The organism is Amycolatopsis rubida, assembly GCF_900115345.1.
Lineage (GTDB): Bacteria > Actinomycetota > Actinomycetes > Mycobacteriales > Pseudonocardiaceae > Amycolatopsis > Amycolatopsis rubida.
Map to the genome: position 1 here is coordinate 243,801 of NZ_FOWC01000002.1, position 12,375 is coordinate 256,175.

Genomic DNA, 12,375 nt, shown 5'->3' on the forward strand with positions numbered 1-12,375 from the left:
CATACAGACTGCATGTATGTATCTTTGCCAGGATGAGCGCATACGCGGAACTGGGCACTGCCCGGCACGTCAACCTCCCCCAAGGCGAACTCCGGTACTTCGAGCGCGGACACGGCCGCCCGGTCGTTTTCGTGCACGGCGTACTCACCAACGCCCTGCTCTGGCGCAAGGTCGTCCCGACCGTCGCGGACGCCGGATTCCGCTGCCTGGCCCCGGATCTCCCGCTGGGCGCGCACCCGGTCCCGATGCGTTCGGACGCCGACCTCAGCGCCGCCGGCCTCGCCACTGTCCTGGGGGACTTCCTCACCGCGCTGGACCTGGAAGACGTCACCCTGGTCGCCAACGACACCGGCGGCGCCATCACGCAACTGCTGCTCGCGCGGTACCCGGAGCGGGTCGGGCGGGTCGTGCTGACGCCGTCGGACAGCTTCGAGTACTTCTTCCCGCCGATCTTCCAGGTGTTGCCGGCGATCGCCCGAGTCCCGGGTTCGATGGCGGTGCTCGGCCAGTTGCTGCGGATCAAGGCGCTGTACCGGCTGCCGCTGCTGTTCGGCTGGGTCACGAAGCGCCCGCTGCCGCCGGACGTCGCCGAGGAGTACCTGGGCAAGCTGCGGAAATCCCCTGGTCTGCGAAGGGATCTGCGCAAGTTCCTGCGCACCGTCGACGCGAACCACACCCTCGCCGCGGCGGAGAAACTGCGGCAGTTCCAGCGGCCGGTGCTGCTGGTCTGGCCGCCGGAGGACAAGCTGTTCCCGATCAGCCTCGCCCACCGCTTGGCGGAGGTGCTGCCGGACGCGGAACTCGTCGAGGTCCCGGACTCCTACACCTTCGTCTCGGAAGACCAGCCGGAAGCGCTGGCCGGGCACATCACGCGCTTCGCCGCCGCCATGGCAGATTAGGTGCGTGCGACGTACCCAGCAAGAACGCTCCGACGCGACGCGAGCCGCACTCATCAAGGCCGCCCGAGACCTCTTCGGCGCACGCGGCTACCACGACGTGCCAGCCGAAGAGATCACTCGCACGGCAGGCGTCACGCGGGGCGCGCTGTACCACCACTTCGGCGACAAACAGGGCCTGTTCCGGGCCGTCGTCGAAGCGGTGGAACGCGAACTGACCGCCGAGGTCTCGGAAGTCCTCGACGGCGCACCGGACCCGCTTTCCGGCCTTTCGGGAGCACTGGGGGTGTTCCTGGACGCGTGCCTGCGCCCGGACGTCCGGCGGATCTCGCTGACCGACGCCCCCGCCGTGCTGGGCTGGGACGCCTGGCGCGAGCTGGAGGCCGAGTACGGCTTGGGACTGGTCACGGAGAACCTGGCGGCCGCGCGGGAGGCCGGGTTGATCGTGGACACGCCGGTGGATGCTTTGGCGCAACTGGTATTGGCGGCGGTGATGGAGGCGGCGCGGATGATCGCCGATGCGGATGACCCGGACCGGGTGCGCGAGGATGTGCAGCAGGTGTTTTCTGGGTGGTTGAGCGGGTTGTTGCGGACTTCTTAGGTCACAGCCTGATCGACTTCTGGTTCGTGAACTCCTCGGTCCCGACGGCCGCACCCAAGCCGAACGGCGAGCCATCGGCGATCTCGATGGCACGATCCTCCGGTTCGGCGCGGAACAAGATCGCCACCGGCCCGCAAGGTCGCACCCTGGTCCACCGCGCGGGCCACCTGGCCCGCGACCCGCTTGGCGAAGCGGTCCACGAATTCCCCATAAAGGCCAGACTGGACAATAATTCGTTTAGGCGCGTTACCGGAGTTGTCCGCAGTTACGCATCCGCGCGGTCGCTGCCGGTTAGGGAAACGCCTTGAATGCGCGGATCAGCGAGAACCATCGAAACTGACGGCCGGACGCGAAGGTGTTCACATACGCATCGCCCGCTACGCCCGCTCCAGGCGGAATCTTCTCAGTCGTCAGCGCCGAACGCGGGCAAATCGACGCGTGCTTGAGCAGAATCATGTTGCCCAGAACCAGAATCGGCGCGACAAACCGGACCACCTGACAGCACGGGAAGTTTCCCGGCAGCACGCCCAGCAGCGCACCGATCGGTTCCTTGCGCAGCACCGCGGATCCGCCGCGGATCGGGAGCGGCGGGTCCGGGCCTCGTTCGGCGTAGCAGCGGAAGATGTCCACGACGATCCCGACCCCGCCGCGGCCCTCGTTGATCCGCTTGCCCATCCCCACGGTCATGGTCGCCGCCAGCTCGTCGGCACGCTGTCGACCAGGTGCGCTGGTCATTCCGCTATGGGACGAGCCCCGCCAGCTGCGATATCCGTGGCCGAGGCGCTCGATCGCCGCGCGGGTCGTCCTCGATCAGCTGGCCCGTGGCCAGGTCGGTCACCGCGTACATCGCGGTCCTCCTGCGGTCGCCATCCTCGGCGACCTTCTAGTGCATGCAGTATCCCGCAGAGAGATAACGCAGGGTAGCTAATTCTTGACCGAGCGCGGGCGGCCGAGTATGGTCTAGACCACAAATCTCCCCACCCCTCCGCCCGCGCACCACCCCACCGCGGGCTCGTCGGTCGTGCCGTGGCACGGCCGGCCGCCCTCCGGCGCGGGAGCGGGCCCGGCTTCGAAGGAGCCACCATGTCCCGCAAACGCACGATGCTCGCCGCACTCGGCGGCGCGGTCCTCGCTCCGGTGCTGATGCTGATCGGCCCCGGCATCGCCAGCGCGCACGGCTACGTCAGCTCCCCGCCGAGCAGGCAGGCCCAGTGCGCGGCCGAAACGGTGTCCTGCGGCGACATCAAATGGGAACCGCAGAGCGTCGAAGGGCCCAAGGGCCTGCAGAGTTGCAGCGGCGGCAACGACCGGTTCGCCGACCTCGACGACGACAGCAAGGGCTGGAAGCTCACCCCGGTCAGCACCCAGGTCACTTTCACCTGGACGTTCACCGCACGCCACCGCACCAGCGACTACGAGTACTTCATCGGCGGCACCGAGGTCGCGAGCTTCAGCGGCAATGATCAGGCCCCGCCGGCAACCGTGTCGCACCAGGTCGACCTGAGCGGCTACCCCGGACAGCAGAAGGTGCTCGCGGTGTGGAACATCGCGGACACCGGCGACGCGTTCTACGCCTGCATCGACCTGAACGTTTCCTGACCGCGTGAAATGCCGGGCGGCCGGGCGGAAACCCGCTCCGGCCGCCTGGCGCTTCATCCGGCGAACGCCTCGGCGACGGCGAGGCCGTCTTCGTAAACGTGGTACGCGTGATCAGTCCGCTGCCGACGGTCAGGCGCACTGTCAAGCTGGTCGCGAAACGCTTGCCGGTTTGAGCACCGCGTCCGCGCGCGAGGAACAGGGGCGGATCCACGGCACCACGGGACGCTCCGGTTCCGGCCAGTTCACCCGCCCGTCGACCGCTTGCGTGATCCGGTCCGGGTCGCCCGGCCCAAGCCGGCGCGGGAATTCCGCCACGACCGTCCTGGCGTCCGAGGACGAGGGAGGCGGCGGACCGGCGAACTGGCAGTCGCGCCGGATGCGGCCGTCCTCGCCAAGTTCGGCCACGGCGGAGCCGGTACCGGCTCCGGCGGACCGGCACACCGAACCTGCCCCGCCAACGAATTCCTCGAAAGACTTGCCAGCGTCCCTCTCCTGGTCCAGGCCCGGACGCTGACCGCGCCAGTGACATCTGGCGTCAGCGAAGCGAGGCTTCCGCGCTCCGCTTGCCGACCAGGAACCACAGCATCGGCCCGAGAAACGGCGCGCAGAACGCGAAGACCACCCACACGAACTTCATCCCGGGGCCGAGCGGGCTGCCGAGCACGCTCACCAGCGCGCCGATGAAGAGCAAGACCGGAAACGTCACGAGCACCGCGATCCCGGCGATGGCGGCGAACCGCAGGCCTTCATGGACGGTGTCGGCCAGGACGGCGGTCATCAGAACGTTCCTCTCTCACGGCGGGCGGAAACCCATTGTGCGAGCGGAATCGCTCAGTCCGGATCGGCTTGACGGCTCGATCCGGGTACCGCTTAAGTCGTACTCACGTCCACTATGGACGTCAGGCCCCGAACAGCTCAAGCAAAGCCGCCGGTGCGTCCGCGCGGAAGCAGCTGTCGAGGCTTTGCGCCGATTCCGCCGCTGATTTCGCGCTGCGCGGGAACAACTCGGCCTCGTACTCGGCGAGTGCGCGTTCGACGTCGTCCGGGTGCCGGGCGAGCGCGAGGCCCAGCTCAGCGCCGTCGAGCATGGCGAGGTTCGCGCCCTCTCCGGCGAACGGCGACATCAAGTGCGCGGCGTCGCCGAGCAGCGTGACGCCGGGCACTCGCGACCATGAATGCTCGACGGGGAGCGCGTGGACCAGCCGTGCGACCAGCTCGCTGTCCGCATCCTCGACCAGGGCGCGAAGCCGGTCGGACCAGCCGTCGAAGTGGCTCAGCACGGCGGCCTTGGCGGCGGCGTGCTCGGTGAAGTCGACGGACGCGGTCCAGGTTTCCGGGACGCGCACGGCGACGTAGACGTGCAGGCTGCCGTCCGGTTCGCGGTGCGCGAGAAAGCCTTTGTCCTCGCCGAGCGCGAAACTCATGCCGCCGCCGAGGAGCGCTGCCGCGTCCGGGTGCCGGGAGTCCGCGTCGAGGAGGTCGATCTCCACGAAGGAGATCCCTGCGTACGCCGGTTTTTCCGGTGAGACCAGCGGCCGGATTCGCGACCAGGCGCCGTCGGCTCCGATGAGCACGTCCGTGGTGAGGGGCGTGCCGTCGGCGAGGGCGAGGCGATGCCGTCCGCCGGACAACGGTTCCGCGGCGGTGACCTTCGCTCCCCAGCGGACGGTGCCCGCCGGCAGCGAATTGAGGAGGAGGTCGCGCAGGGCCCCGCGGTCGACCTCCGGTCGCCCGCCGGTGCCGTCGTCCGCCGCGGAGAACAGGAGGGCGGCGGCGCGGTCGTAGACGCGGGTTTCCTGGCCGCCGGAGTGGATCAGCGCTTCGAATTCGGCGTGCAGACCGGCGGCGCGAAGGGCGACCTGGCCGGAGTCGTCGTGGATGTCGAGCATGCCGCCCTGCGCGCGGGCGGAGGGGGAGGCGTCGAGGTCGAGGACGGTGGCTTCGATGCCGTGCACGTGCAGGACGCGGGCGAGGCTGAGACCGCCGAGTCCGGCGCCGACGATGGTGATGGTCATGGGGTTGCTCCGTTTCTTGGCGGGTGGCTCAGACCAGAGTAACGAACATGTTCGTTACGAACAAGTTCGTTCGCGAGTGACGCCGGTCAACTGCGGTCGGAGCCTGCTGTGGCGGCCTCGGACAGTCCCGGCCGGGACGCGGCTCCCTCGCGGCGAACGCACGACGATTCGCCAAGCAGCGCAACCTGATCGAGGTTCACCCGTCGCGCGGCTTCCCGAGCCGACCAAACGGTCACTCGATTGGCGGCGATCCAGATCACCTTATGGGGCCGGAACATTCGCGCGGTTCACGCGTTGTACAGAGTGTCGGTACGGAGGTGCCCCCGGGCCTCACCTTCTGCCTTCCAGGAATACCGGTCCGGCCGGAGCCTGGTCGTGCCACTCGCCGCGAGGCGGCCCCCGTACCGGCGCAGAACTACCCGCTCCGCGTCACTGCTCCCCCCAGCCGCGGAACGGGATCCGGTGCTCCTGCTCCCGCCGGCCGGTAACCCCCAGCCGGTCCGGACGGCGAGCGGGAGCACACCCCCGGCCGCGGGAATGTTCTTGACCCGCAACGAGTTGTAGTGAGCAGAGTGGTACTGCTGTGCACACTGGATGAGCCGAGTCCAGCCGCAGGCGTGCGTCGGTGGTCTGGATGAGCCGAGTCCAGCCGCAGGCGCGCGCCGGCGGTCCGGATGAGCCGAGTACAGCCGCAGGCGTGCGTCGGCGGTCCGGATGAGGCGAGTCCAGCCGCCAGTGCGCGCCGGGCAGTCCGGGCAAGACTGTCCGCATCGAACCCGCCGTTTTCTCAAGCCACCCCGTCCGCTGCGGCATCTCTCCCCAGTGCCCCGCGCGGACGGGGATCCCGCGCCCCCGCTCCGGCTCCCGCAGGCCGGACGCGCGGGGCGCCCTGACCACCTCGTTCGCCGCGCCGCCCCTCCCCCCACGGTCGCGCGAGCGGGGACATGCGCCCGCCCGGCCGCCGGATCCCGACCGGACCGGCCGGGCGGGTGCCCGCGTAGCGCCTAGCGAGCCCTTTGCGGCGTGGGCAGGCGGGTCTCCGCCGGGCGACGCATCATTGGCCACAGACAGGCGCGGTCTCCGCCGGGCCAACGCATGGCCACAGGCAGGCGCGCCTGCCGCCGAACGGCGCAGTCCCGCCCCTTCTTGAACAGCCGCGTCGCGGCCCGGGCATACCCCGCCCCTCACCTAGCAACGCATCCCGGCACGGGCAGCGCACGTTTAGCCGAGCGCCGCATCGCGCGCCGCAGACACGCGCCCGCGCACCCAGCAAGCATCCCGGCGCGGGCACCCCGCACCAAACCGCATCCCAGCACGAACATGCGCGCTCCTCACCAGCAAACGCATCTCAGCACGGACATGGGGCGTGCCCCTCCCCAGCAACGCATCCCCAGCGCAGCCATGGCGTGCCCCTCACCCAGCGATGCGTCGCAGCGGGGGCAACGTGCCCTTCGACGGACAACGCACCGAGCCGCAGGCATGCACGTCCCCACACCGGGCGACACATCACAGCCCAGGCATGCACGCCCGCACTGCGCAATGCAACCCAGCGCAGGCAGTGCGCCCTTCGCAGACCAATGCACCGCGCCACAGGCACCCCTCCCCGCACCGGGTAACACATCCGGCACGGGCAGCGCGCCCTTCGCCAAGCAACACCTCACGCCACAGGCACGCACGCCCCACACCCAGCGAGCCGCGACAGCACAAGCAACGCGCCTTCGCCGAAGCGCGCATCACCCCGCAGAAACGCACTCAGCGACCCGCGACAGCACAAGCAACGCGCCTTCGCCGAAGCGCGCATCACCCCGCAGGCACGCACTCAGCGACCCGCGACGGCACAGGCGAACTCGTCCGTCGCCAAGCACCCGACTCAGTCGATCCACTCGCGGGCGTCACGGAGCAACCCGAGCATCCCGGAGACCAGCCGCATCTGGTCCACCGTCCTGATGTCGGCTTCGAGCAGCTTCGGAGAGCACACCAGGACAGCGACGGACTGCGCGCGGGAGAGAGCGACGTTCAACCGGTTACGGGACAACAAGAAATCAAGGCCTCGCGGCAAGTCTACCGCCGAAGAGGACGTCATGGTCGTCACCACAACGGGTGCTTCTTGGCCCTGGAACCGGTCCACTGTGCCGACTCGGACGTCGCCGAAGCCCGCGTCGGACAGCGCGCGCGTCACTACTCGCGCCTGCAAGTTGTACGGGGCTACCACAAGGAAATCGGCGTCAGTGAGCGGTCGGCCTTCCCACGATCGGCCGTGCAGCGACTTGATCGCCGAGACCACTTGCTCGGCTTCTTCCACCGACCGCGTGGTGTTCCCGCGATGCTCGACCGATGCCAGATAGAGACCTGACGGGAAACCGTCGATCGAACGTTCCGCGGTGGGATGCGAGTGCAGCAGGCCCGCGTACGAAAGGTTGGAGACCGGCGCGCATACCGCGGGATGCATGCGGCGCGTCAGGTCGAGGAAATACCCCAGTTCCGGCGGGATGATGTCCGCCTCGCCGATCAGGTGACCCAGCGCCGACGCCTCCGCGCCCGCCGGGTGCGTGCCCTGCACGACCTGCGGCAACTGTTGCGGATCCCCCAGCAGCACCAGGTTTTTCGCGCACATCGACACCGCCAGCGCGTCCGCGAGAGCGAACTGCCCGGCTTCGTCGATGACGAGAACGTCGAAGGGTTCCTCGCGCACGGCAGCGTTGGCGAAGGTCCACGCCGTGCCGCCGACCAGATGACCGGTGTCGTGTTCTTCACGCCAGCGTACCAGCGCGGTGTTGTTTTTCGGCTGCTCCCAAGGCAATGCCGGATCAGGCGTCCGCTTCGCGCGCTTGGCGCAGGCCATCTCCGGCGCATTCTCCATGGCCGCCGAGAGCACGTTCTCGACCGCTTTGTGACTGTTCGACGTGACGCCGACGGTCCGGCCGGAACGCACCAGATGTGCGATGAGTTTCCCGGCCAGGTAAGTCTTTCCGGCCCCGGGCGGGCCCTGGACGGCGAGCACGGAACCGTCGAGCTGGTCGACCGCGGTGAGCACCGTGGCGACCAAATCTTCACCCGGTTCGGGCAACCCGCCGCGCAACCGGGGGATGCGGCGCAGCAGATCGACGCCGGGGTGCGACGGCAGCGCGGGCAGTGTTTCCCCTGCCAGCCGGGCGAGATCGGCTACCGCCTCGTCCTTCGGCGACGGACGGACCGGGCTGCCCGGCAGGACCGCCGCGGGGAGATCGTTGGACGTCCGGTCCGGGGCACTGCTCTCCTCCAGCGTCACTTCGACGGCGGTCGCGGACACGACTTTCGCGTCGCGCGCATCGGCGCCGTAGCGCAAACGCACGTCGTCACCAGGCGCGTACGGATGCGGACGGTCCGGGTCGCACCTCACGACCAGCGTGCGTTTCGCGGTGCGCAACCGGCCGGACGGCGGTACCCATTCGCCCGCGGTCACCGACACCGGGACCGCGCAGGTCGTGTCCACTTCGAGGTCGCTGATCGGGGCCGCCAACTGGCGGAAGAACTCCCACCAGGCCGGGTTCGTCTCGCGGCGGTGGTAACCGACGGAGGCGGCCAGCAGCGCGCGGGCGTGGTCGTCGGGGGTGAAATCCGCGGGGTCGCCGGGAAGGCCGTCCAGAAGCGGGTCGACCAGCGCGGCCATCGCGGCGGCGCGCTCGGCTCGGCGCTGGGCGGCTTCCTCTTCTTCGGTGCGGCGGAGCAGAGCGTCCACTTCGGACTCGGGGTCCGGCTCCGCAAGGTCGATTCCGGCTTCGGCGCGCACGCGGTGCAGGAATTCGTGCAGGCGCAAGGTGGACACGCAGTCGTACTCGTTGTAGTCCGCGATGCCGCGCAGCACTTCTTCGGCCTGCTCGGTGTTTCCCGCGGAGGAGAGCGTCAGGTAATCCTCGTACGCCTCGATGCTCGACACTGCCGTTTTTACCTCGCCAGCGCGGGCTTCCGGCATGTACAGTGGTTCTAAATACTTGATCGAATACGACCGCTGTCCTACCCGCAAAGCCTTGCGTACCACGGCATACAGGTCGATCATCGCGCCGCTGCGCAGCAGCTCGTCCACGGCTTCCTCCCGCGTGCCATGGACGGCGGCGAGCCGCTTGATCGCCGTGACCTCGTACGGCGCGTAGTGGTAGACGTGCGCGTCGGGGTGTTCCGCGAGCCGTGCGGTGGCGAAGTCGACGAACTCCTCGAACGCTCGTTTCTCCTGCGCGCGCGAGTGTGCCCAGAACGGGCTGAAGCGCTCGTCCGGGGTGACCGCGCCGAAGAGGTACTCCAAGCCGGTGCCGGCCAGGGCGTACGGGTCGCCTTCCATATCGAAGAAGACGTCGCCGGGGTTGGCTTCGGGCAGTTCGGCGAGCGCGCCCGGGGCAATGATTTCGTAAGCCAGTTCTCCGGTTTCGTCCTGCCGGACCTGGATCGCGGCCTGCGCGCGCAACGAGGCGAACGTGCCCTCGGACATGTCGCGCGGACGGTCGGCGGGCTCGGCGCTGGCGAGCGCGTCGATGGTGCCGAGCCCGGCGGTCGCCAGCTTGCGCCGCTGCTCGCTGCGCATCCCGGCGACCAGCGACAGGTCGCGGTCGGCCTCGCGCGCGGACGAACAGTGGCCGGCGAACGCGCATCCGGTGCACGCCGGACGTTCGTCGGCCCAGATCCGGTCGGGCAGCTGCGGCGGACGGTCCTCCAGCCGGTCGCGGAGCCGGTCTACGAGCGGGAGGAAGTCGTCGACGCGGAGGCTGCGCGTGCTGCCGTCGCCCAGCAGCAGGTGCATCTCCGGCCCGGCGGGCCAGCCGCCGCGGCGCAGAGCGTCGGCGTACGCGGTGAGCTGCACAACCGCCGACGGCTTGGCGTGCCGGGCGAGCTTCGTGTCGTAGACCTCGTAGCGGCCCTGGTCGTCGCGCAGAAGGAAATCCGCGCGGCCGGAGAACTCGCCGTCGTGGAACACCGCCTGGTAGATCACCGGCGCACCCGCGCGCAACGCTTCCTCGGTGGCCTTCGCCGCGACGACCGGATCGTGCTCCTCGATCTCGACGACCTGTGTCCGCTCGCTGCGCAACCGTCCGAGCGTGGCCGCCTCGTGCGCCCGCCCGTGCTTCACCGCCAGCCGATCGGGTGCGGAAGTGGGCCGCGGCGCGCCGGGTATCCCCGCCGCCAATGCCTGCTTGAGGATGCTCCGGTGCTCGCATTCGAGCAGGTCAGCGAGATCAGACGGCGTGTACATCGCCCGGCAGTCTGTCACGGCCTGCGGAGGGCTCTGGCGAGGCGGGCGCCGACACGCCGCCCGGAATTGTCGGTGGCGGGTGGGATGATCTTGGAGTGCGCGGGAATGGGTGCGAGGGGAGGTGAGAGCCGGGGTTTTGGGGTGATCAAGGTCAACTGGTGGTGCTGGTGGTCGGAGGTGGAGCTGGATTGGAGGGTTCTCGGTTGACGGCGGATTCGGGTTGCAGGATTCTGGTTTGGAGTCTGTGCTGAGCAGCGTTCGGTGAGCAGCGTTCGGCGAGCAGCGTTCGGCGAGCAGCGTTCGGCGAGCAGCGTTCGGCGAGCAGCGTTCGGCGAGCAGCGGGCTGGTGGTGAGCTGCGGGCTAGTGGGGTCGTCGGTCAGGTCGTTCGGCGGGGTGCACACCGTCTCGACGGCCTCGGCAGAGCGGCGGCCCACGACCGCTATGGCGCGGGGTGGCCGAGCGCGCCCGATGGCAGGTCTCTCGGGCCGCGACGAGCCCTGACCAGCGCGGGCGGGTGGCGTGAGGTCCTGCAACGCGCGGGCCGGTGACGTTGCCGATCACGTTCCGCCGAGTGCTCGCCACCGCGACAGCCTCGCCAGGGCGGCGGACGCGAGACCCTGCAAGGTCCGGACCAGCGACGCTGTCGATCACGTGCTGCGGGGTGCTGCGCGCCCCGACGGCCCCGTCACGGCGGCGGACGTGAGGTCCTGCAACGCGCGGGCCAGCGACGTTATCGACGCACATCCTGCGGGATGTGCGCCACCGCAGCGGCCTCGCCAGGGCGGCGGACGCGAGATCCTGCAACGCGCGAACCAGCCACACTGCCGACCACACCTCCGAGGTGCACACCACCCCGACAACCCCGTCACGGCGGCGGACGCGAGACCCTCCAACGCGCGAGCCAGCCACACCGCCGACCACACCTCCGAGGTGCACACCACCCCGACAACCCCGTCACGGCGGCGGCACGCCGTCCCGCTGAGACATCGGGCGGGCGAGCAATCGCTCAAGCCACGACTCACGAGCCGCGACGCACGCGTGAGACAGTGCGGATTCTGGTGCGAGGTCGTAGAAACCATGGAAGGCGCCGCCCCAGACGTGGAGTTCGGCGTTGCCTCCTGATGCCCAGATTGCGCTCGCGAAGGCGACGTCCTCGTCTCGGAAGACCTCAGCCGCGCCGACGTCGATGAAGGTTGGCGGGAGGCCGCTCAGGTCGGTTGCTCGTGCGGCGGCCGCGTAGGGCGAGACGGCGGCGGTTCCCCGGCGATCGCCGAGGACTGCCGTCCACGCGGTCAGGTTGCTGGTCCGGTCCCAGACGCCGGTGCCGTCATACTGGCGTGCCGACACCGTCTCGTTGCGGTCGTCGATCATCGGGCATTGCAGCAGCAGGCCGAGCAGCGCCGGGGTGCCGCGGTCGCGGGCCAGCAACGCGGTTCCGGCGGCGAGTCCTCCGCCGCCACTGCCGCCGAACATGACTAGGCGCTGTGGGTCTAGGCGCAGCGTGGCCGCGTTGGCGGCCGTCCAGCGCAGGCCCGCGTAGCAGTCCTCGACGGGTACCGGGTCGGGGTGTTCCGGGGCCAGCCGGTACTCGACGGTGACGGCGACCGCGTCGTACTTCAGCACCCACTCGATCAGCGGGCCTGCCGCGGCGAACCGGTCTCCCATCACCATTCCGCCGCCGTGGAGGTGGTAGATGCCGGGGCCGGGCGTTTCGTGGTCCACGCGGGAGAGGACGGAGACCTCGATCTCGGCGCCGCCGTAGCCGGTGATCGTGTGGTGCGCGCAGCGGACGGGGCGGTCGCCGATTTGTTCTTCGATGCTGGGGAAAGGGAGATTCCGGTAGTGCGGCAAGCGGTTCGCGGTCATGCCGACCGGCGCGTGGCCGTCGAGTGCCGGCAGCACCGCGGCGAGTTCTGGGTCGAACGGGGGACGCGGCACATCGTGCGTCATGAAGGCTCCTGGAGATCATCGTTCCCTTCGACAGCGCACAGCGGAGCGCACGCTAGGGCGCGAAGGGGAATTTGGTGGGAAAGAGTCGTGAC

At 69.5% G+C, this 12,375-nt stretch carries 10 protein-coding genes; 3 read left to right on the plus strand and 7 right to left on the minus strand.

What is annotated here, in order from left to right:
* The first annotated feature begins 32 nt into the window (after positions 1 to 32).
* Positions 33 to 899 (plus strand): alpha/beta fold hydrolase, encoded by an 867-nt coding sequence (locus BM362_RS10075; protein ID WP_067580568.1) that lies wholly within the window; start codon positions 33 to 35, stop codon positions 897 to 899.
* Positions 900 to 903: 4 nt separating this feature from the next.
* Positions 904 to 1,497, plus strand: a complete 594-nt coding sequence (locus tag BM362_RS10080; protein WP_093572922.1) for a TetR/AcrR family transcriptional regulator — start codon at positions 904 to 906, stop codon at positions 1,495 to 1,497.
* A gap of 1 nt (position 1,498) precedes the next feature.
* Here the strand turns inward: BM362_RS10080 and BM362_RS49900 are convergent, their stop codons facing one another.
* Both BM362_RS49900 and BM362_RS48795 read right to left on the minus strand, forming a co-directional pair.
* Complete coding sequence (locus tag BM362_RS49900) at positions 1,499 to 1,624, minus strand: hypothetical protein (RefSeq protein ID WP_280142720.1); 126 nt, start codon at positions 1,622 to 1,624, stop codon at positions 1,499 to 1,501.
* 164 nt (positions 1,625 to 1,788) lie between these two features.
* A complete protein-coding gene (locus tag BM362_RS48795) occupies positions 1,789 to 2,232 on the minus strand; it encodes an aldehyde dehydrogenase family protein (RefSeq protein WP_244287104.1) in 444 nt (147 codons plus the stop codon).
* 348 nt (positions 2,233 to 2,580) lie between these two features.
* Here BM362_RS48795 and BM362_RS10090 point away from each other — a divergent pair, with 348 nt between their 5' ends.
* Positions 2,581 to 3,096: a lytic polysaccharide monooxygenase auxiliary activity family 9 protein gene (locus BM362_RS10090; protein WP_067580560.1), complete on the plus strand. Its 516-nt coding sequence runs from the start codon at positions 2,581 to 2,583 to the stop codon at positions 3,094 to 3,096.
* A 141-nt stretch (positions 3,097 to 3,237) separates the two neighbouring features.
* On the opposite strand, the gene BM362_RS10095 is transcribed toward BM362_RS10090, so the two are convergent.
* The 5 genes from BM362_RS10095 to BM362_RS10115 form a co-directional block, all read right to left on the minus strand.
* Positions 3,238 to 3,501: a hypothetical protein gene (locus tag BM362_RS10095; protein WP_232791616.1), complete on the minus strand. Its 264-nt coding sequence runs from the start codon at positions 3,499 to 3,501 to the stop codon at positions 3,238 to 3,240.
* Positions 3,502 to 3,631: 130 nt separating this feature from the next.
* Positions 3,632 to 3,874 (minus strand): PLD nuclease N-terminal domain-containing protein, encoded by a 243-nt coding sequence (locus BM362_RS10100; protein WP_067580555.1) that lies wholly within the window; start codon positions 3,872 to 3,874, stop codon positions 3,632 to 3,634.
* Positions 3,875 to 3,995: 121 nt separating this feature from the next.
* Positions 3,996 to 5,111, minus strand: coding sequence for an FAD-dependent oxidoreductase (locus tag BM362_RS10105; RefSeq protein ID WP_093572923.1), 1,116 nt, complete (start codon positions 5,109 to 5,111; stop codon positions 3,996 to 3,998).
* 1,870 nt (positions 5,112 to 6,981) lie between these two features.
* On the minus strand, positions 6,982 to 10,332 hold the full coding sequence (locus tag BM362_RS10110; RefSeq protein ID WP_093572924.1) for a TM0106 family RecB-like putative nuclease: 3,351 nt from the start codon (positions 10,330 to 10,332) through the stop codon (positions 6,982 to 6,984).
* Between the two features lie 955 nt (positions 10,333 to 11,287).
* Entirely contained in the window at positions 11,288 to 12,283 is a 996-nt protein-coding gene (locus BM362_RS10115) for an alpha/beta hydrolase (RefSeq protein WP_067580546.1), read from the minus strand.
* Positions 12,284 to 12,375: the final 92 nt, after the last annotated feature.

What these genes read in the sequence shown, in the direction of transcription:
- BM362_RS10075 (WP_067580568.1), top strand. Translation starts at nt 33, where the DNA reads ATGAGCGCATACGCGGAACTGGGCACTGCCCGGCACGTCAACCTCCCC.
- BM362_RS48795 (WP_244287104.1), bottom strand. Translation starts at nt 2,232, where the DNA reads ATGACCAGCGCACCTGGTCGACAGCGTGCCGACGAGCTGGCGGCGACC.
- BM362_RS10090 (WP_067580560.1), top strand. Translation starts at nt 2,581, where the DNA reads ATGTCCCGCAAACGCACGATGCTCGCCGCACTCGGCGGCGCGGTCCTC.
- BM362_RS10100 (WP_067580555.1), bottom strand. Translation starts at nt 3,874, where the DNA reads ATGACCGCCGTCCTGGCCGACACCGTCCATGAAGGCCTGCGGTTCGCC.
- BM362_RS10105 (WP_093572923.1), bottom strand. Translation starts at nt 5,111, where the DNA reads ATGACCATCACCATCGTCGGCGCCGGACTCGGCGGTCTCAGCCTCGCC.
- BM362_RS10110 (WP_093572924.1), bottom strand. Translation starts at nt 10,332, where the DNA reads ATGTACACGCCGTCTGATCTCGCTGACCTGCTCGAATGCGAGCACCGG.
- BM362_RS10115 (WP_067580546.1), bottom strand. Translation starts at nt 12,283, where the DNA reads ATGACGCACGATGTGCCGCGTCCCCCGTTCGACCCAGAACTCGCCGCG.